Annotated in this window: 19 protein-coding genes; 7 read left to right on the forward strand and 12 right to left on the reverse strand. The window is 64.0% G+C overall.

The genetic code is table 11. The annotated features are described in order from the left end of the window. Positions 1-4: 4 nt before the first annotated feature. The 5 genes from ACSBQT_RS07125 to ACSBQT_RS07145 all read right to left on the reverse strand — a co-directional run bounded on the left by ACSBQT_RS07125 (position 5) and on the right by ACSBQT_RS07145 (position 4,456). A complete protein-coding gene (locus ACSBQT_RS07125; protein WP_435001266.1) occupies positions 5-757 on the reverse strand; it encodes a GvpL/GvpF family gas vesicle protein in 753 nt (250 codons plus the stop codon). Further along, positions 754-1,188 (reverse strand): gas vesicle protein GvpJ, encoded by a 435-nt coding sequence (gene gvpJ, locus ACSBQT_RS07130; protein ID WP_167198792.1) that lies wholly within the window; start codon positions 1,186-1,188, stop codon positions 754-756. Before gvpJ ends, ACSBQT_RS07125 begins: the two co-directional genes overlap by 4 nt. A 31-nt stretch (positions 1,189-1,219) precedes the next feature. Then, the gene (locus tag ACSBQT_RS07135; protein ID WP_410708617.1) at positions 1,220-2,371 is read right to left on the reverse strand and encodes an SRPBCC family protein; all 1,152 of its coding nucleotides are present in this window, start codon (positions 2,369-2,371) and stop codon (positions 1,220-1,222) included. Next, entirely contained in the window at positions 2,364-3,044 is a 681-nt protein-coding gene (locus tag ACSBQT_RS07140; protein WP_435001267.1) for a hypothetical protein, read from the reverse strand. The genes ACSBQT_RS07135 and ACSBQT_RS07140 overlap by 8 nt, the downstream gene beginning before the upstream one ends. A 293-nt stretch (positions 3,045-3,337) precedes the next feature. Then, positions 3,338-4,456, reverse strand: a complete 1,119-nt coding sequence (locus ACSBQT_RS07145; protein ID WP_410708619.1) for a carboxylate-amine ligase — start codon at positions 4,454-4,456, stop codon at positions 3,338-3,340. 313 nt (positions 4,457-4,769) lie between these two features. Here ACSBQT_RS07145 and ACSBQT_RS07150 point away from each other — a divergent pair, with 313 nt between their 5' ends. Further along, complete coding sequence (locus ACSBQT_RS07150) at positions 4,770-5,078, forward strand: hypothetical protein (protein ID WP_410708620.1); 309 nt, start codon at positions 4,770-4,772, stop codon at positions 5,076-5,078. Here the strand turns inward: ACSBQT_RS07150 and ACSBQT_RS07155 are convergent. The 6 genes from ACSBQT_RS07155 to ACSBQT_RS07180 all read right to left on the reverse strand — a co-directional run bounded on the left by ACSBQT_RS07155 (position 5,073) and on the right by ACSBQT_RS07180 (position 11,334). Then, positions 5,073-6,914, reverse strand: coding sequence for an MFS transporter (locus ACSBQT_RS07155; protein WP_410708621.1), 1,842 nt, complete (start codon positions 6,912-6,914; stop codon positions 5,073-5,075). The two genes, ACSBQT_RS07150 and ACSBQT_RS07155, sit on opposite strands and share 6 nt — an antisense overlap. Positions 6,915-7,051: 137 nt before the next feature. Beyond that, entirely contained in the window at positions 7,052-7,822 is a 771-nt protein-coding gene (locus ACSBQT_RS07160; protein ID WP_410708622.1) for an aldehyde dehydrogenase family protein, read from the reverse strand. 194 nt (positions 7,823-8,016) lie between these two features. Further along, positions 8,017-8,376: a hypothetical protein gene (locus tag ACSBQT_RS07165; protein ID WP_181270670.1), complete on the reverse strand. Its 360-nt coding sequence runs from the start codon at positions 8,374-8,376 to the stop codon at positions 8,017-8,019. A gap of 134 nt (positions 8,377-8,510) precedes the next feature. Continuing rightward, positions 8,511-9,806: an MFS transporter gene (locus tag ACSBQT_RS07170; protein ID WP_410708623.1), complete on the reverse strand. Its 1,296-nt coding sequence runs from the start codon at positions 9,804-9,806 to the stop codon at positions 8,511-8,513. A gap of 97 nt (positions 9,807-9,903) precedes the next feature. Further along, a complete protein-coding gene (fdhD, locus tag ACSBQT_RS07175) occupies positions 9,904-10,785 on the reverse strand; it encodes a formate dehydrogenase accessory sulfurtransferase FdhD (protein WP_410708624.1) in 882 nt (293 codons plus the stop codon). A 15-nt stretch (positions 10,786-10,800) separates the two neighbouring features. Next, a complete protein-coding gene (locus ACSBQT_RS07180; RefSeq protein WP_435001268.1) occupies positions 10,801-11,334 on the reverse strand; it encodes a MogA/MoaB family molybdenum cofactor biosynthesis protein in 534 nt (177 codons plus the stop codon). Positions 11,335-11,665: 331 nt separating this feature from the next. On the opposite strand from ACSBQT_RS07180, the gene ACSBQT_RS07185 reads away from it, so the two are divergent. The 3 genes from ACSBQT_RS07185 to ACSBQT_RS07195 all read left to right on the forward strand — a co-directional run bounded on the left by ACSBQT_RS07185 (position 11,666) and on the right by ACSBQT_RS07195 (position 13,985). Then, the gene (locus ACSBQT_RS07185) at positions 11,666-12,112 is read left to right on the forward strand and encodes a MarR family winged helix-turn-helix transcriptional regulator (protein WP_410708626.1); all 447 of its coding nucleotides are present in this window, start codon (positions 11,666-11,668) and stop codon (positions 12,110-12,112) included. 62 nt (positions 12,113-12,174) lie between these two features. Beyond that, a complete protein-coding gene (locus tag ACSBQT_RS07190; RefSeq protein WP_435001270.1) occupies positions 12,175-13,422 on the forward strand; it encodes an LLM class flavin-dependent oxidoreductase in 1,248 nt (415 codons plus the stop codon). After that, on the forward strand, positions 13,419-13,985 hold the full coding sequence (locus ACSBQT_RS07195; protein WP_423058799.1) for an NADPH-dependent FMN reductase: 567 nt from the start codon (positions 13,419-13,421) through the stop codon (positions 13,983-13,985). Before ACSBQT_RS07190 ends, ACSBQT_RS07195 begins: the two co-directional genes overlap by 4 nt. A gap of 69 nt (positions 13,986-14,054) precedes the next feature. On the opposite strand, the gene ACSBQT_RS07200 is transcribed toward ACSBQT_RS07195, so the two are convergent. Beyond that, on the reverse strand, positions 14,055-14,681 hold the full coding sequence (locus ACSBQT_RS07200; RefSeq protein ID WP_435001271.1) for a TetR/AcrR family transcriptional regulator: 627 nt from the start codon (positions 14,679-14,681) through the stop codon (positions 14,055-14,057). 79 nt (positions 14,682-14,760) lie between these two features. On the opposite strand from ACSBQT_RS07200, the gene ACSBQT_RS07205 reads away from it, so the two are divergent. From ACSBQT_RS07205 to ACSBQT_RS07215, 3 genes are all read left to right on the forward strand, one after another. Beyond that, complete coding sequence (locus ACSBQT_RS07205; RefSeq protein WP_435001273.1) at positions 14,761-15,294, forward strand: hypothetical protein; 534 nt, start codon at positions 14,761-14,763, stop codon at positions 15,292-15,294. A gap of 395 nt (positions 15,295-15,689) precedes the next feature. After that, the gene (locus ACSBQT_RS07210) at positions 15,690-16,886 is read left to right on the forward strand and encodes a calcium:proton antiporter (protein WP_435001275.1); all 1,197 of its coding nucleotides are present in this window, start codon (positions 15,690-15,692) and stop codon (positions 16,884-16,886) included. A gap of 125 nt (positions 16,887-17,011) precedes the next feature. Continuing rightward, complete coding sequence (locus ACSBQT_RS07215) at positions 17,012-17,479, forward strand: PaaI family thioesterase (RefSeq protein WP_410708632.1); 468 nt, start codon at positions 17,012-17,014, stop codon at positions 17,477-17,479. Positions 17,480-18,049: the final 570 nt, after the last annotated feature.

The raw sequence follows: 18,049 nt of genomic DNA on the forward strand, positions 1-18,049 counted from the left end.
TCACCTACATCTCGGGGACGAAGTCGTAGGGTGCCTGCGGTCCGATCAGCCGGAATCTCATCCGCTCCCGGTTCGCCTCCGCCAACTCCTCGATGACGGAGTCGAACTCGTCGATGGCGTCCCTGCGAACCAGCACCGCCACCTCGGCGACGTCCTCGGCCTGGCCTACTTCCCGCATCGCCGTCTCGACTGTCGCGGAGCGGATCTGCTCGAGTATCGGAGGAGCTTCGGTCCTTCTCCAGCTCTCCATCGTCGTGACCACGATCTCTCCGAGCCGGATACGTTCGTTCCTCGTCTCGTCTTCGCTCGTGCCGCTGATCCTCTCCCTCAGCTCGGCGACCTCGGGGCTACCGCTGACGATCTCCCGCAGTATCGCGTCTCGATCGAAGGTGATCCTCAGGGTGAACTGCGTGCATCCGGACAGCTGTTCGAGCGCCTCGGCGAAGGCCTCCGCCTGCGGAGCGAGAACCTCCTCGGCGATATCGGTGTCTCCCGGCACCACGGTGCCGAATGCGAGCGGCAACACCGGTTGCTTCTCGGCCAGCTCGTCGAGGACGACGCTGTGGTTCTGCAGAGCTTCGGGAGTGCCCAGCATCCCACTGTCCGCGAGTTCCGTGACCACGGCCGCAACTGCCCCGGACTCGACGAGAGCGAGGGCATTGCCCTGCACCCCGTCGGGCCCGGTCGGCAGCTCGGCACCGGCGCGTACGATCCCGTACAGATACCGATCTGCCGAGGGTGCGCCTTCTTCACTCATTCGGACTCCGAGGAGTTGCGCGCCGGGCGTTTGGTCCGGCGACGTGATTTCTCCTGACTCGAACTCTCGCCCGAGTCGTCATCGGAGTCGTCCGAGGTGAGGGCGTCCTTGATGCCTTCCACAGCTCCCTGGGTCTTGCCCTTAGAGCCGTTCTCCATCATTCCGCCCATCATCTCCGGTAGGTCGCGTCCGCCCTGCTGTGTCAGATCGAGCCGGTTCGTCGCCTCGGCGAAGCGCAGATAGGTGTCCACGCTGGCGATGACGATGCGTGCGTCGATCGTGAGGACCTCGATCCCCACCAGGGAGACGCGTACGTATGCATCGATGACCAGGCCCTTGTCGAGGATGATCTCGATGACGTCTGCAAGCGAACTCGACGACGGACGGTCGACGTAGCTGCCGCGTGATCGTTCAACAGTGCTGGTGCTCATTGTCCTTGCCTACTTCCCAATCGGAGGACGCTCAGCGGCGTTCCTCGTCTTCTGGTTCTTCGGATTCCTCGTATTCCACGGGCTCGTCAGCGGCTTCCGGCTCCTCCTCGAAGTCCTCTGCGGGCTCCGCGTCTTCTGCCTCGGCCGGTTCCTCCTCCTCGTAGTCCTCTGCGGGCTCCGCGTCGTCTGCCTCGGCCGGTTCCTCCTCCTCGTAGTCCTCTGCCGGTTCCTCCTCATACTCCTCTTCGGCTTCGCCCTCCGCGGGCTCGAGATCGGACTCCTCCTCCTCCGAATCGTCGGGATCTGTCTCGTCCGCACCGGAGTCGACATCCGCGTTCTGATCCTCGGCGGACTCATCCTCGCTGCCTTCAGCTTGCTCCTGCTCCTCCTCGAGGCCGTCCTCGTGGGAGGTGACGAGCTCACCGTCGCGGATCTCTCCGCGCCAGCCCTCGACGCTGTCGGGATCGAGCATGATCTGACGCATCACGTGGTGGACGAAGAACTTCAGTTCGAGGCGGAAACGGCGGGGAACGGTGAACCACAGGGCACCGACGCCTTCCATGAAGCCCTGCTTGTGGTACTCGCCCACCGCAATGATCCGGGTCAGCCTGGGTGCGACTTCGTGGAAGGAGATGCTGCCGCTGATGTAGCCCTTCTCACCGGTCGATTCCCACACGATATGGGAGTCGGGAACCTGCTCGGTGATCGTGGCTTCCCAGGTTCGATGCGACCAGACCGCCTGTCCCTTGATGCTGAGTGTGACATCATCGGTGCGTTCGACGTTCTCGACCTTCTTCATGAAATCGGGCCAGTCCTCGAACATCGTGAACGCGTTGTAGGCCACGTTCAGCGGGACACCGACCTCTGCGGTCTCCACGATGTTAGAGAACTTGAAATCACCGGAGCCGCTCGAACCGCTCGAGCCGCCTCCGAACAGACCCTTGACTTTCTCCTTGACGCCGGTCGTCGCCGCAGACAGTGCCGCTTTCGCCGGTGACTCGCCCTCGGCGATCTCCTCCGCACCAGCCTGGGCCGCAGGCGCTGCACCATCGCCCACACCGTCGAGGCGGTCTGCGAACTTCTCGACTTTGTCCCCGACGGAGTTGACCGCCTTGCGTCCGAGGGTCTTGGCGAAGTCTCCGGCCTGCTGCCTGAGGCCGCTGAAGATCGAATCATCACTCATCTTCGGCCTCCTCGGGCTTGGCAGCGGCGCGGGATGATGTCTTCTTCGCAGTCGTCGAGCGCTTGGGGCCCGACTTCGTGCGCGAGCCGCGCGAACTGGTCGAAGACTTCGACGAACGCGTGCCCTTCGCGGAGCGGTTCGCGGTCGAGGAGCGCTTGGCTGCCGGCTTCTTCGGAGCTTCCTCCTCAGCCTGCGGCTCTTCGTCGATCTCCTGCGGCTCGTCGGCCGTCTCCGCCTCGCCGGTCTCGGAACCCTCCGACGACTCGGGAGCGTTCTCGTCCTCCGACTCGGACGTGTTCTCTTCGTCGTCCGCGCCCTCGCTGTCATCGACATTGGGATCGATCGAGTCGGCGGTGTCATCGAGAGTCGACTTCATCTTCTCGGTCTGCTCCTGGAGCTTGACGCTGAGCTGATCGACTCCCTTCGCTGCCACGGCTTTCGCCGCGCTCTTGCCGGACTCCGCCAGACGACCGGTGATCTTCTCCTGGAGATTCTTGAGCTCGGGGGAAGAATCAGCGAAATCCTTGAGTCCGCCCAGAAGCTGGTCGCGATTCTTCGCGGCGGTCGTCCCGGCGACAGCCGAGGCGACCGTGAGCGCCAGGCCGAACTTCTTGGTTCTGCCGAGCATGTAGCCCGCCAGTATCAGGCCGGTGATTTTCATCTTGTTGTTCATGATTGCCTCCGTCTCCGCGCTGGTGGGCACGGACCGAGATGGGAATTCGAAGACTGTCCCCTGGCCGGGATTGCCGTTCCACGGGGTACAGCTCCACTGAGCTGATCAATGATTCGAGGGTCACCGCCTCATGACAACGACGGCGGGAATCGTCTCCGCCCGGCGTCCGAGGCTGTCGCAGATTCCTGACCGCATCTGCGGGCTTCCTGTGTCCCGGAAGCCAAGAGCACTCTGCCCTTTTCACTATCATCTGTTCAACCACCCCTGATCCGTCAAGGGGGGTCAGAACCGCCTCAGGGGGCCATTGGCGATTGCTCGAATTCATCCTGAGAACTGTCTGTCAATCTGTGTGCGGCGTATTCCAACAGGCCTCCTACCCCCTTTCTCGCTGCGATCCGGCGCTGCTCCTCGGAACCGGTGCCCTGGTTGAGCAGACGGCGGAGTCCTTGGTGAACATGGGGAATGTCCTGGGTTCGTGTGAGGGCCGGTCGTGCGCGTTGGAACGCCTTTCGGACCACCTCTGCAGCCGGGACACTCGTATGTGTGTCGGGGTCCATGAGCATTCCCGTCAGTCCGAAACGTGCAGCCTGCCAATGAGCGATGTTCAGCAGATTCGCAGGGAACCCGTCCGTTTCCGGGTCGTCCATCGCGACATCCGCGAGCGCACGGATGAGCAGTGCGATGGTCACAGTGGCCGCGGTGTCCAGCTGCACGTCACAGGTCCGGACTTCGACGGTCCTGTGCGTGGGTGAGAGCCGGACCAGCCAGCCCAGAGTCGCCTCGTCGAACACCACGTCCGATCGCAGCGCAGCAGCGATCTGCGCATCGTAGTCGTCGAGGTCGTGGAAGTGAGGCGGAATGCCGAAGACGACCCACCGCCGGTAGTGGATGGAACGCCAGCTGGCGAAGCCGCTGTCGGCTCCGCGCCAAAGAGGAGAATTCGCGCTCAACGCGGTGAGCACGGGAATCCATCTGCGCAGGCCGTTGAGTGCCCTCAGTCCTGCTTCCCGGTCGGGGATGTCGACATGGACATGCATGCCGTTGACGTACTGATCGGCTGCGATCCCGGGCGCCAGGTCCGCGAACTCACGGTAGCGACTGCCATCACTGACGCCTGCGGGAGCGCCCGAGATCTGAGGCGCTGTGCCGAGGCCGACAGCGAACAGATCGCGCGCCCGAGACGCTGTCGAGAGGCTGCGGCGAAAAGCGTGCAGCGATTCGACCGCCTCGTCAGCGGTGGTCAGGACGGGAGTGGCGAATTCGATCTGCCCGGGCAGCCATTCGGCACAGGCTTCTCCGCTGCTCGGGCTCACCGCGTCCTCTACCTCCTGCAAGCTGCTCTTCGATCGAGCAGGCAGAAGTGAATGTCGATCGACGAGGAGGAATTCCTCCTCGATGCCGAATTCGCTCATCGTCACCTCATTCCGTTTCTGACCCGCTCACGCTATTGGACCGGCCGCGGATGCGACAGCAGATGTGGGGCCTCACTGAAATACCTGCGTAGAGGCTCCTTCGGCAGGTGCAGGCGTTGTGCGCTCGCGGCGATTTAGAAGCGGCAGACCGATCGCCGACAGCCCCTAGCCCTGCTCGAGAAGCAGAACATACACTTCGGGAAGATTCGAGACCAGCGATCAGCGTGAGCAGGGAGCGCTGGGCCCGGATCGCTGGCACACTGGGCAGGACGAACCTCCTGCCGCGAAAGTCACGAGGCGAATCAGCAGACGTATGGACGATCAGAACCCGAAGCGCATCGACACCCACTCCGGTTACTCGTTCTCAGACGAGCGCGCGATCATCAGGCGGAGGCAGCTCACGGAGGCCGTTGATTTCTGGAACATATCGGTTGCCGGAGCGTGGCTGCACTATGTCAGCCTTGGCGGTGAACTCACCGAATACGAGCTCGATGCCTACCTCCACGAGGCTTACTTCCTGGAGCCCTATCAGCACGACATTCTGGCCGAGGCCGTCAATGAACTCATCGATATGCTTCCCCCGCCTCCGCGAGCCCCGCTGACCGACGAACCCGGTCTATGATCGGTCGCCTCGGTATTCCAGCCTGCCGCGGCGGTTGCGATGGACGGCTCCCTGCCGAACTGCTTCACGCACCGCCGCACGGAAGCGTCCTGGGCCCCATCGTCGAGCCCCGATCGCTCGGTAGAGTTCGACCTCACCGACAGGTTCCATGTCGCGGACGAAATCGATGATGCCGTTGACCTCGTTGGCCGAGACCTCGGGCGGAACGTCGCGAGAGGACACCGAAGGCCACGGCGCATAGACGCCGGCCGATCCCGGGCCCGGACGCAGACGCTCCCTTCGGCTTCCCGCCTCGGGGCCCGCCGACGATTCGGCTGCGGCGGCGGAGCCCGCCCGGTCACTGCGCTCGGTCCGCTCAGAACCGCTCTCCGCAGCGCTTTCGGCACCCTCAGCGTCCTCGGCCGTCAAGGGGCGGGCGATGTCTTCGAGGTCGGCACCTTCCGCCTTGACGCCGAAGAGCAGCTCGGCCACCCCGCCGAGCGCCATGACCGCGGCCCCGATGCAGAACGCCCAGGCCACTTGGGACCGGTCACCGGACTCGATCATGCCGCCGAAGAGCAGCGGACCGGCGATGCCTCCGGCGGCCGTACCGACGGCGTAGAAGAACGCGATGGCCAGTGCTCGAGTCTCCATCGGAAAGATCTCGCTGACCGTGAGATAGGCTGCGCTGGCACCGGACGACGCGAGGAAGAAGCACACGACGAGAATCAGGAGGAAGAGCCATTCGCCGCCGACTTCACCATTGAAGACGAAGGCGAGGGCGACTGCGACGACCGCCGATCCGAGGTAGCTGAACGAGATCATCGGCTTCCGACCGATCGTGTCGAAGAGTCTGCCGAGGACGACGGGGCCGGCGAAGTTGCTCAGCGACCACAGAATGATGAAGATCGGCACCGAGGCTGCGGCGACTCCGTAGAAACCGCTGAAGATCGTGCCGAGGTTGAAGGTGATGCCGTTGTAGAGGAACGCCTGACCGACGAAGAGGACGAGGCAGAGGATCGCGCGTTTGGGATAGATCGTGAAAGCGACCTTCATGATCTCGACGAACGAGATCGTCTTCCGCTGCCGGACGGTGATGGTCTTCTTCGGCGGCGGCAGAGTCTGTGAGGTCTCCGCCTCGATGCCGTCTTCGATCTCGCCGACGATGCGTTCGGCCTCGTCGTTCCGACCGTGGATGAACAGCCACCTCGGACTCTCTGGAACGTTCTTGCGCACGACGAAGACGAAGATCGCCAGCAGCATGCCGACGGCGAAGGCCAGGCGCCAGCCGATCATCTTCGGCAGGATATCGGTGTTGAGGAAGAGCAGCGTCGTTGCCGCACCACCGGCGGCACCGAGCCAGTAGGAGCCGTTGATGATGAGATCGATGCGGCCCCGCACGCGGGCGGGGATGAGTTCGTCGATGGCCGAGTTGACGGCCGCGTATTCCCCGCCGATGCCGGCACCGGTGAGAAAGCGGACGAGGAAGAAGTACCAGGCGGAGAACGAGAACGCCGTGGCGACGGTGGCGACGAGATAGAGCACGAGAGTGATGAGGAAGAGCTTGCGTCGGCCGAATCGGTCCGTGAGCTGACCGAAGACGATCGCACCGACACAAGCACCGAGGACGTAGATTGCTCCGGCCGTGCCGATCTGCCCCGCAGTCATGTCGATGCCGCTGCCCTCTTCGGTCATCCGGGCCGCGACGTTGCCGACCATCGTGACCTCGAGTCCGTCGAGGATCCACACGCTGCCGAGGCCGACGACGACCATCCAGTGGAAGCGGGCCCACGGCAGCCGATCCAACCGTGCCGGCACATCGGTCTTGATCGTCCCGAGTTCAACCTTCTCACTCATCACACGCCTCCTGAACATCAGCCTGACAGAGTCTTCCGAATGCCAGGAAGTCTAAGCACACTCCGCCGGGCCGACAAGGTATGGCGCGAAGGCCTGAAGGATAGTAACCTGTTCCCACAGCGCACGGTGGCGCTTCGTCAAAGGCTCGCAGACAGGCGCGAATACAGTTCAGTGTCGCGCGGCCTTGTGAGGTTCTCCCCGGAGGCCCGGTTCACGAGGTCCTGATCACGGCCGAAGGACGAGTCATTGGCGAGTGCAACGGCTTCATCCTCGTTCGCGACCGAGTAGACGACCACGACAGGCCCGAACAGCTCCTCCGAGCAGGCACGCATCTGTTCGGTCACCCCGGTCAGCACCGTGGGGTCGACGACGGCACCCGGCCGGTCGGCTCGGTGCTCTCCGGTGTGGACCTTCGCGCCGTGGGCGACAGCGTCCTCGACCTGCTCCATGAGGTCACGGGCGGCCTGTTCGGAGGACAGAGGTGCCATCGTGGTGACGGAGTCTACAGGGTCTCCTGCGACGAACTGCGACATCTTCGCCGTCATCAGATCCACGAACTCGTCGTAGAGATCTTCGACCACGATGAGGCGCCTGGAGGCGATGCAGCTCTGGCCGGAGTTCGCCATCCGCCCCTCCACGGCGGCGGTGACGGTCGCGTCCGGATCCGCGGAGTCGAGGACGATGAACGGGTCGCTTCCGCCGAGTTCGAGGACGGACTCCTTCAGACTGTGTCCGGCGGCCACTGCCGCTCCAACGCCTTCGGAACCGGTCAGCGAGGCGCGGCGAACTCTCTCGTCCGCGGTGATCATCTGGATCTGATCATTGTCGGAGAGGACGTTGCGATAGCAGTCGGACGGCAGCAGCGCATCGTTCATGACCTGTCCGACGTGCAGAGCTGTCTTCGGCACGGCGGGTGATGTCAGGCCGAAATGCGACTCAGGCAGGCACGCCGCCCAGCATGGTGGCGATCAGCCCCAGTACCGCCAAGGCCGCGATGACGATAACGATCACACGTTTGCGCATGTTCCGGATTCTACTGCGACCCACCCGCCGGATGTCCAAGGCGCCAGGCTGCGGGCCACCGTCATCACAGAGTCGCCCGTCACCACGGGTTGGCCTCCTGCCAGCGGGTGAACCAATAACGGTCGCCCTGGTAGTGCGACTTCTCCGGCTTGCACCCTTTGAGATCCGAATGCTCGCCCAGCCACGTCCGCACTAGCGGCATGACCTCGTCCAGACGATCGACCCAGTCATCGAGTGGCAGCAGCAGAACTGAACCGTCATCGGAGTCCAGTCGGCATGAATAGTTCGGCAGTCCCTCGGTGATCTGCGAATGCGTATACCTGATCTGATCGCAGCCGGTGGTGAGATAGAAGCGGATGAACTCACCGCAGACGTAGGAGCACAGCGTTTTGAAGTTCCGGTAGCGGATCATCCACGCCGGAGGATCATATTCAGACATGTGTTCTATTATAGGCACACGTCGCCCCGATCTTCGGCCCCGATCTCATACGGGCCGCCTCGGCGCCGGGAAGGCGCTCGGGACGAGACCCCTCGCTCTGGCTGAACGGTGGGTCGACTGTGGTCGACTGCGTCTCAGCTGCGGCGGGAGCTTGAGCGGATGAGGATGAGCGCGAGGATCACGCAGAGCAGATAGGTGGCACCTACGGCGCTCCAGCCGAGTTCGAACCCGCCGGGCGAGCCGACGATGACACCGATGAGCAGCGGCCCGAGCGCGAAGCCGAAGAACATTCCGGCCGTCACCACCCCGCTGGCCGAGGCCATCGAAGCAGCGGGAATAGCCCGCATGAGTGCGGCCATGAGCACCACCGAGACGCCGAGAGCCGAGATCCCGTGGAAGGCCACGGCGACCCAGACGAGCAGTCCCCACCCGGCCGTGTCGGCGATGAGGAACAGCACCGCTCCAGCCAGGGCGATGAGGGCGAGGACCAGCAGCAGGTGCGGCCCCGAGGCGCCTTTGGCCATGCGTCTGGCCCAGGTGACGCGGGCGATGACGCCGATGACGCCGGCCAGTGCCGCCGTGGCACCGCCGAGGACGAGGCTGAAGCTCATCTCGCGCACGGCGAAGAGGGGCATGTACACGTTCGTCGCCTGCACGCCGATGCCGTTGATCAGCCCGAACAGCGCCAGGGCCCACACCATGCCGGGGTGCCTGGCCGGCCGGGTGGGTGACGGTCCTGGGTCAGGTCGGGCCGCCTCGACGGGAGTGTCGGTCTCGGCGATGTCAGGGTTGAGGTCGGCCGCCTCGGCGGGGGTATCGCTTGAGGTTTTCGGAGCGATCAGCAGCGGGGTGGTGCGCAGGGAATACCAGGTCATCGCAAGCAGGATGAGCGGGATGATCGCGACGGTCAGGGCTGCGCCGCGCCAGCCGATGCCGAGCGCGAGGACGGGGAAGGAGAGGCTGGCGACGAGCTGGCTGACCTGGACCCCGGACTGCTTGATGCCGACCCAGCCGATGCGTTTGATGTCGGGGACGCGTTCGAGCAGGATCCGGTTGGTCACCCCGTTGGGGAAGGACTGGGCGATGCCGGACAGGCCGGCGGCGAGCAGCAGCGTCCCGAACCCGTCCGGCACGGCCACCAGAAGCAGTGCGAGCGCGGAGAGAACGAAGATGAACGCCATGAGCGAGAGGTCGGAGTGCCTGTCGGCGAGCCTGCCCAGGGTGGCGCTGCCGACCGCTGCGGCACCGAAGCAGGTGGTGGCCAGCAGTCCGAAGTGGGCTTCGGAGATGCCGAGCTCGGCGATGATCGAATCGCTCGTGGCACTGAGCCCGTAGAGCAGGATGGGCCCGGCGGCGACGGCACCGAGGAGAACGGTGAGCAGACCGATGCCAGGGGGCTTCTGGTCCAGTTTCCGGCCGTGGTCGGCCATCACTCACCTCCTGTCGAGGGCATGCTTCAACTCAGCATGCTAGCCGGAGGCCGACGGCAAGTGTGGAGATGTCTCAGGCGCGGCTGCAGCGTCGAAGTCACGCCACGCGTTCGGGGTACGAGTACGCGTTGAACTTGCCCTTGCGGTTGAAGCCGATGACGCTCACGCCGACGTCCTTGCCGTAGTCGACGGCCATCGCCGAGGGGGCGCTGACGGCGGACATCATCGGGATGCCGGCCATCGCGCACTTCTGGACGAGTTCGAACGATGCCCGCGCGGACACCTGCAGGACGGTCGATCGCAGCGGCAGGCCACGGTTGGCCATGGCCCAGCCGATGACCTTGTCGACGGCATTGTGCCGGCCGACGTCCTCGCGACCGACGAGCAGTTCGGGTTCTGCGTTCGGGTCGTCTCCGACGGCGAAGAGTGCCGCGGCGTGGACCCCGCCGGTCTTGTCGAAGATCTCCTGCGTCTGCCGCAGTCGATCGGGCAGCTCACCGATCCGGGCGGCAGAGAGCAGCTGCGGAAACTCGTACTCCCTCTGATCCTCAACATGAAAAGCGGCTGGAATGAGGGGGAATGCGGAGGTCTTCGTCACCGCATCGGCGGCCGCGGTTCCGCAGATTCCACACGACGATGAGGTGTAGACGTTGCGGGCCGGTGCCGTCTCGGGATTCCAGATCCCGGGGGCCAGGCGCACTTGGGCGACGTTGTAGTTCCGGCTGCCATCGGGGGCGAGTCCGGCAGAGAAGTTGACCTCGTCGATATCGTCCATCGAGGTCACGACAGCCTCGGAGAGCAGGTATCCGGCGATGAGTTCGACGTCGTGTCCGGCGGTGCGCATGGTCACGGTGTACTGCTCACCGTTGAGCTGTATCTCCAGCGGCTCCTCGCCTGCCAGGGAATCCGGACCGGCCGAGATCTCACCGGTGGCGTCGAACTTATAGACCCGGGCTCGCACGGCCTTGCGCATCTGCATGGTCTCGTTCCTCTCTCAGGCCCGGGGGCCGTGGTCGGTGGTGTCCTCGACGGAGGTCTGAATGTGCTCGAGGAGGTCATCGATGACGGTGATTCCGTCCTTGACCCCTCCCTTCGAACCGGGGAAGTTGATGACGAAGCTGCGTCCGCGCACTCCCGCGACCCCGCGGCTCATCACCGCCGAGGATGTCGACTCGAGACCCTTGCGCCACATCGCATAGATGAGGCCCGGGGACTGGCGTTCGAGGAGTTCGGCAGTGAACTCCGGAGTGCGATCATCGGGAGCGAGCCCGGTGCCGCCGCTGGTGACGATGATGCGAGGACGTCCGGCTTCCGGAGTGTCGACGAGGAGTTGCTTGAGCGCGTCGCCGACAGGTTCGCCGTCCCGGACGACGATGGCGTCGGGGGTCTCATAACCGCGGCCGCGCAGCCAATCGACGAGGATCGGACCCGTCGTGTCCGCGGCTTCTCCCCTGGCCGCCGAGGTGGAGGCGATGATGACCGCAGCCTTGCGTCCCGCTCCGAGGAGCTCGCTGTTCTCTTCGCTCACCTATCTGCCCTCTTCCGCATTCAGTTTCAATCGCGCTCGTGGACAGCACAGCTGGTACGTGCGCTTGCTCACCATCCCTGCGCTCGCCCACGAGGCACGGTTACTGCTTCCATTGTCCCACTCCGGTCGGGGATGGCCAGAGACGGCACGACCCCGGGCGGCTTTCCGAGACGACGTCCGTTTCACCCATCTGGTGCCACTTGTTCAACCACTACAGACATTCACCTTCAAGACTGCCCACATCTCACCCCGTGCAGCCCAGGTAATGTGAGGGCGAAACACGTCGCCCACAACGTCAGCGGCCACTACGCAGTCAGGAGAAGGAGAAGCCGTGGAAGATCTGAGCCTGAGCACGCTCATCTGGCTGCGCATGGCCCGCTTCGTCCAGAACAGCAACCAACTCTCCAATGAGCACCTGCGCCAATTCGGGCTCACCGTCGCCCAGTTCGAAGCCCTTGCCCATATCCGCAATTTCGAACCGATCACGCAGTCCGCTCTCGCCGAGGGCCTGACCGTCAGCAGCGGCGGGATCTCCCGCATGCTCGCTCGACTCGAGTCCGAGGGCCTGATCTCCCGCGAACAGGACTGGAAGACCAAACACATCTCGCTGACGCCCAAGGGCCGCGAACTCCTCGAACGCGCGTTTCCCTCGCAGCAGAGACAGCAGGCGTCTCTGTTCGACGATTCCTTGAGCGAGGACGAGAAAGTGCAGCTGCACGCACTGATGAAGAAGCTCTACGACACCAGCAGGGAGCGCGGCGAGAACTCGCGGGAATAATCCCGCGGCCGTATCAGTTGACATGGCAAATGACACTTTCGTCGCCGTCACGAGGAGAGACCTTGAGCGAGTCCGCGCAGCTGCACACCACCCCTCAGCAGCACTCCGAAACGACTGAATCCCAGCCGTCGCAGCAGCCGAACTACATGCACGAATTCGGCCTCGACATAGGCCAGGGACTGCAGTTCGGGATCTACAGCCTCGGCGATCATCTGCCTGACCCGCACGACGGATCACGCGTCGACGCAGGACAGCGCATCCACGAATTCATCGGCTATGCCCAAGCCGCCGAGGCAGCAGGACTCGACTTCTTCAGCCTCGGCGAGAGCCATCAGGAGTTCTTCGCCTCGCAGGCCCATGCCGTCATCCTCGGCGCGATCGCCCAGGCCACGGACACGATCCGCATCGGCAGCTCCTCGACGATCCTGTCGACCTCGGATCCGGTCCGCGTGTTCGAGAACTTCGCGACCATCGACCTCATCTCCGGCGGCCGCGCCGAACTCGTCGCCGGTCGCGCCTCCCGGGTCGGCCTGTTCGAACTCCTCGGTTACGATCTGCGCGACTACGAAGAGCTGTATGAGGAGAAGCTCGATCTGCTGCTCAAGATCAACCGCGAGAAGCAGGTGACCTGGTCCGGTCAGTTCCGGGCACCGCTCAACGACGCCGAGGTCCTCCCCCGCCCCACCGGACAGGCGCTGCGCATCTGGCGTGCCGTCGGCGGAGCGCCGGCGAGCGCGGTGAAGGCGGGACTGGCCGGGGTTCCCATGGTCATGGCCCACCTCGGCGGGACCACCTCGGTGTTCAAGGGCACCGTCGACGCCTACCGTCGCGCGGCCGCGCATGCCAAATTCGATCCGGCGACCCTGCCGATCGCCACGGCGGGATTCTTCCATGCCGCAGAGACCTCGCAGGAGGCGCTGAGGGCGATGTATCCGCACATCAACGAGGGGATGAAGCGCACGAACGGACAGGGCATGCCCAAGCAGCACTTCGCGCAGAGCGTCCATCCGGCGTCCATCGCGAACATCGGCAGCCCGCAGCAGATCATCGAGAAGATCCTCCACCAGCATGAGGTCTTCGGCCATCAGCGCTACCTCGCACAGGTCGACTTCGGCGGGATGGCCTATGCCGACGTGATGAAGCAGATCGAGATCATTGGCACCGAGATCCTGCCCGCCGTCAAGAAGTACACCGCCACTGCGCCCGCGGATTCGCAGACCGAATCCGCCGGCTCTGCGTCCGGTCCTGCCGGTTCTACGTCCGGCTCTGCTGGCTCCGCATTCGATTCCGCCGAGGAGGCGCTGGCATGAAGATGGTCCTGCTGTCCGGCTCGAACGTCGGGACGAAGACCCGGACCGTGATCGATCGCCTCGCCGAGGCGGTCGCCTCCTACGACCCGACCATCGAGCTGAGCGTCATCGATCTCGCCGAGGCGGACATGAAGTTCGCCGACGGTCGGAACTTCACCGAGTACACCGGTGATACCGGTCGGGTGGCCAGGGAGCTCATGGGCGCGGATGCGATCATCATCGGTACTCCGATCTTCCAGGCCTCGATCCCGGCAGCGCTGAAGAACGTCTTCGATCTGCTGCCGACGAGTGCTTTCCTCGACAAGGTCGTCGGCGTCATCGCCACGGCCGGTTCGTCGAAGCACTATCTCATTCCGGCCCAGCACCTGCTGCCGATCCTCAGCTATATGAAGGCGCAGGTCGTTCAGCCGTATGTATTCGTCGGTGAGAGCGATCTGCACCGTGGCGAGATCGTCAGCCACGATGTCCTGCAGCGCCTCGACCGCCTCGTGGAGGACACGATCGTCCTCACCCGCACTTTTGCCTCGATTCGGGAGGAGCGGGACGCCGCCTACGGGTTCTGATCGTTCAAGAGCGTTGTCCGCCCACCGCCTGAATATGCGACCTCTGCGTGAAGCGCCCCGTGACCAAGGTCAGGCGCGCAGACGCTCGAGGTGCGCAGCCAGCAGCGCGCGAGCACGCTCGGAGGCAAGAACCTCGGGGTGACGCGCCGAGCGCAGGGTCAGTCCGTCGATAAGAGCGGCAAGGGTCTCGGCCTCGGTTTGGGCATCGAGACCCGCGCGCAGGACTCCGCGGCTACTCATGCTCTCAATTACTTGGGCCATGAGATCACGAGTGCCGCGCACTGCAGTTTCGAAGACGTCGGCAAGCTCTGGTGTCGTTCGAGCCTCCTCTTCGAAGGCCAGCCACACCGCTGACTCCCGACGCCGAGTCTCGTCGAGCGGCAGCAGTTCGGAGAGGAAGTCAACCGTCAGCTCTTTGGCCTGATCGTGATCGATGCTCCCGGAATCAAGTTTGGGAAGCATGTCAGCCAATCGTGTTTCCAGCCGAGCCCCGACACGCTCGACGAGAGTATCGAGCGCGAAACGTACTATCCCGTCGGCGCCGGAGAAGTAGTGCCTGATGGAGCCGATGGCCAAGCCGGTTTCATCGGCAATCGTCCGCAGCGAGACCTTGGAGAGTCCCTGCCTGAGGACAATGGAGAAGAGCGCATCGGCGATGAGCTCTCGGCGCTGAACAGGGTCGACGAATTTCGGCATAGATCTTTTATAGCACATCCATGTCACAACGTGCTATCGTTTTAGCACGCACCTGCTAATACATCAAAGGAGATCGCCGATGCCACCCCTCCTCATCGCCCTCGGAGTCATAGCCGTCATCGTCGTCGTCATCGTTCGACGCTTCCGCGGAGAGCCCGTCGACGCCAAAGATCTCGCAGTTCCACCGTTGATCCTGCTGGGACTGGCCATCAAGGAACTGTGGGGATTCAGCCATTGGACACCGGCGAACGTCACCTTCCTGACCGCCTCGGTGGTGGTCGGCGTCAGCTTCGGAATGCTGCGCGGAGCTTCTACGGTCCTCTTCGAACGAGACGGGACTCTCCACCAGAAATACACGGTGAAGACGATGATCATCTGGGCATGCAGCCTGCTCGCGGGGCTGGGCCTTCATTTCGGAGCTCAGCTCATCGGCGCCGAAGAAGCCGTTCGCCCCATGACACTGAGCATCGGATTGAGCCTGCTCGGCGAAGCGATCACCTGCGGCGGGCGGGGCCTGCAGTCGGGCATTCCCTTCAGCAATCGCGACGCGATGCGGAACGGCTCCGACGCGTCAGCACTGAGCGGCCTCGTCCACCGCGTTCGACAGAAGTGAACGGCAACGTGGGAGCTAGTGGCACGATTGAGGACGAGCAGCACGGTTTCAAACATGGGCCGCTCAACTTCACTAGTGCCGTAGCGGCTGCTCGATCCAGCAAATCGGTACACCCTGCTCTGAATTGCACAGCGAGGAAGGTGGTCATTTCAGAGGAACCTATACAGAACCAGAACGTGCGCTCCGACGAAAGGCTCGCGCCCACCAACGCGCACCCCAATTTGGCCGACGACGCGCTCGAGCCACACCAGCGCCCGGCAAATCCGGCGCCCCAGATCACCCGATTTGCCGGGCCAGGCGAGCCTGGATAACCTGAAAGTGGAAGGAACCGGCCGGGACGACCCGGCTGAGTGAGATTCACAATAAGGACGGCCTCAGAGACAGGAAGACCTTTCATGACCGCCGCCCTCCGTTCAATCATCACGCCGACCGCAATCCTGCGACTCGTCCTCGGCTGGGGCGTCTTCATCGCCCTGCAGTTCATGGGCTCTCTGCTTGCCCCGCCGGTCCCCCTGCCGCTTCTCGTGACCGCGCTCATCGTCATCATCGCGGTCATCCTCATCTGCGCCTTCGGCGTCGTCACCGAGGCCGAGCACTTAGCAAACCGCCTCGGCGATCCCTACGGTTCGCTCGTGCTGACGATCTCGATCTGCCTCATCGAGGTCATCCTCATCGCCGCGGTGCTGCTGGGCCCGGGCGATCACGCGACGATCGCCCGTGATTCGGTGATGGCGGTGTCGATGATCATCCTCGGCGCGGTCGTCGGCCTGTGTCTGCTCGTCGGCGGGCTGCGGAATGGGGCGCTCACCCACAATCGCACGGGCGTCTCGAACTACCTCGTCATGATCGTCGTGTTCGCCGCCCTCGCTTTCGCCGTGCCCGCCCTCATCGGCACCCCCGATGGCGCCTACGAGATCTGGCAGGAGATCCCGATCATCGTGGTCACCGTCGGTGCCTACGCCTTCTTCCTCTACCGACAGATGGGACCGCAGGCCCACGAGTTCACCGAGGCGGTCCCCGTCGGGGCTGCTTCGGCGGGCGCCTCATCGACTGCCGAAACGACGCAGTCCGCCTCCACCGAGGCAGCCGACCAGGCCGACGACGCACCTCAGGGAATCGTCGAGATCCTCTCAACCCACCGAGTGGAGATCGTCGTTCGGCTGGTCCTCCTCGTCGCCACGGTGCTGCCGATCGTGCTGCTCTCCCATGACATGGCCTCGTTGCTCGATGACGGCCTGGGCCGCCTCGGCGCTCCTGTTGCTTTGTCAGGGGTGGTCATTGCGATGATCGTGTTCCTGCCGGAGACGCTCACGTCTCTGCGCGCGGCGTGGAACGGGGAGATCCAGCGCGTGAGCAACCTCTGCCATGGAGCACAGGTCTCCACGGTGGGGCTGACGATTCCGACGGTGCTGGTCATCGGCATGCTCACCGATCAGCCGATCGTGCTCGCCGAGTCACCGATCAACCTGGCGCTGCTGGCGATCACCCTGCTGGTCTCTGTCATCGGTTTTTCCGCCAAGAAGGTCACGGCTGTCCAGGGGGCCGCTCATCTCATCATCTTCGTCGTGTTCGGTCTCGCGCTCTTCGCGTAAGAGCGGACTGACCGAGCGGACGCGATCTGCGTCAAGGTTTGAGCTGCCCGGAGGGCGGACACCCGACTGCGGTTCGGGAAATGTAGTCTGGCGAGGACAACACATCACCGACCTCAGGAGATACGATGACCGACCGGGCCCCGTCCGCACAGCAGGAATCCACGCTGCAGAAGTCGGCACTGCCCGATGTCTCCCTGGAGGGCTCGAGCCGGTTTGTCGCGGCGACCGGACTTATCGTCGAAGAGGTCAGCACCACCTCGGTGCGCGGTCACGCCGACCTCGACGAGCACCACCACACTCCGTGGGGCGTCGTCCACGGCGGCGTCTACACCTCCATCGTCGAAAGCGCCGGCAGCATCGGAGCGAGCCATGCCGTGGCAGAGCGCGGTGAGTTCGCTGTCGGAGTCCACAACGCCACGGACTTCCTTCGCCCGACCTCGGCGGCCCGGGTCACGGTCACCGCCGAGGCGCTCCACCAGGTCCGCAGCCAGCAGCTGCGGGATGTCGTCATCGCCGATTCCGCGGCAGAGAAGGTACTCGCCCGTGGTCAGCTGCGCCTGCAGAACGTGCCGCTGCCGACCGACGCGAAGTAGGTGCGCACTGGACCAAACAAAGCCCCCCCCCCCCCCACACACATGGCTGGGGCACCGTCGAGACTGCCACGCAGTTCCTCCGCGAGGTGCGAGATGCCTGTCGGTACGAGCTGCCGGAAGAAGTGGACGTGCCTTGGTGAACGACAACAGATTAAGCGTATGGATCTGCGACCGTCGTCACCGCCAGCCTGCGGCAACGCCGGGGCCGTGGGAAGACAGATCTCAAACCGATTGAAAGAGCGACGGCGCCTCTCTTCGAGGCGAACGGGTATTCATCGCATGAGTAGCCGGACGGTCGCTTGAGCCGTGACGGGCAAGCCTTCAGCAGTCCCGATCGATGACAATTCGCTCCTGGGCTGGTGCTTGCCCCTCTGAGGGCTTCTCGGCAGCAGTGCTGCTCTGTGCTGGGCCGAGAAGGCCAGATGCCAACGTCAGAAGTCCAATCACTGTCGCAATAGCGAAGTTCAATCGCCCTGCTCTCGTTTCTACCATGTATTCAGTTGCCTTATTTTCGTGTTTCATTAGATGGCCTCGAGGATCGTATGCTTCCGGCACCCCATTTGACATCCC

This window comes from Brevibacterium sp. H602 (genome assembly GCF_051172395.1).
In the GTDB taxonomy this organism is placed as follows: Bacteria; Actinomycetota; Actinomycetes; order Actinomycetales; family Brevibacteriaceae; genus Brevibacterium.

Coding starts and splice junctions, on each gene's coding strand:
- ACSBQT_RS07125 (WP_435001266.1), bottom strand. CDS start 757: ATGAGTGAAGAAGGCGCACCCTCGGCAGATCGGTATCTGTACGGGATC.
- gvpJ (WP_167198792.1), bottom strand. CDS start 1,188: ATGAGCACCAGCACTGTTGAACGATCACGCGGCAGCTACGTCGACCGT.
- ACSBQT_RS07135 (WP_410708617.1), bottom strand. CDS start 2,371: ATGAGTGATGATTCGATCTTCAGCGGCCTCAGGCAGCAGGCCGGAGAC.
- ACSBQT_RS07140 (WP_435001267.1), bottom strand. CDS start 3,044: ATGAACAACAAGATGAAAATCACCGGCCTGATACTGGCGGGCTACATG.
- ACSBQT_RS07145 (WP_410708619.1), bottom strand. CDS start 4,456: ATGAGCGAATTCGGCATCGAGGAGGAATTCCTCCTCGTCGATCGACAT.
- ACSBQT_RS07150 (WP_410708620.1), top strand. CDS start 4,770: ATGGACGATCAGAACCCGAAGCGCATCGACACCCACTCCGGTTACTCG.
- ACSBQT_RS07155 (WP_410708621.1), bottom strand. CDS start 6,914: ATGAGTGAGAAGGTTGAACTCGGGACGATCAAGACCGATGTGCCGGCA.
- ACSBQT_RS07165 (WP_181270670.1), bottom strand. CDS start 8,376: ATGTCTGAATATGATCCTCCGGCGTGGATGATCCGCTACCGGAACTTC.
- ACSBQT_RS07170 (WP_410708623.1), bottom strand. CDS start 9,806: ATGGCCGACCACGGCCGGAAACTGGACCAGAAGCCCCCTGGCATCGGT.
- fdhD (WP_410708624.1), bottom strand. CDS start 10,785: ATGCAGATGCGCAAGGCCGTGCGAGCCCGGGTCTATAAGTTCGACGCC.
- ACSBQT_RS07195 (WP_423058799.1), top strand. CDS start 13,419: ATGAAGATGGTCCTGCTGTCCGGCTCGAACGTCGGGACGAAGACCCGG.
- ACSBQT_RS07200 (WP_435001271.1), bottom strand. CDS start 14,681: ATGCCGAAATTCGTCGACCCTGTTCAGCGCCGAGAGCTCATCGCCGAT.
- ACSBQT_RS07205 (WP_435001273.1), top strand. CDS start 14,761: ATGCCACCCCTCCTCATCGCCCTCGGAGTCATAGCCGTCATCGTCGTC.
- ACSBQT_RS07210 (WP_435001275.1), top strand. CDS start 15,690: ATGACCGCCGCCCTCCGTTCAATCATCACGCCGACCGCAATCCTGCGA.
- ACSBQT_RS07215 (WP_410708632.1), top strand. CDS start 17,012: ATGACCGACCGGGCCCCGTCCGCACAGCAGGAATCCACGCTGCAGAAG.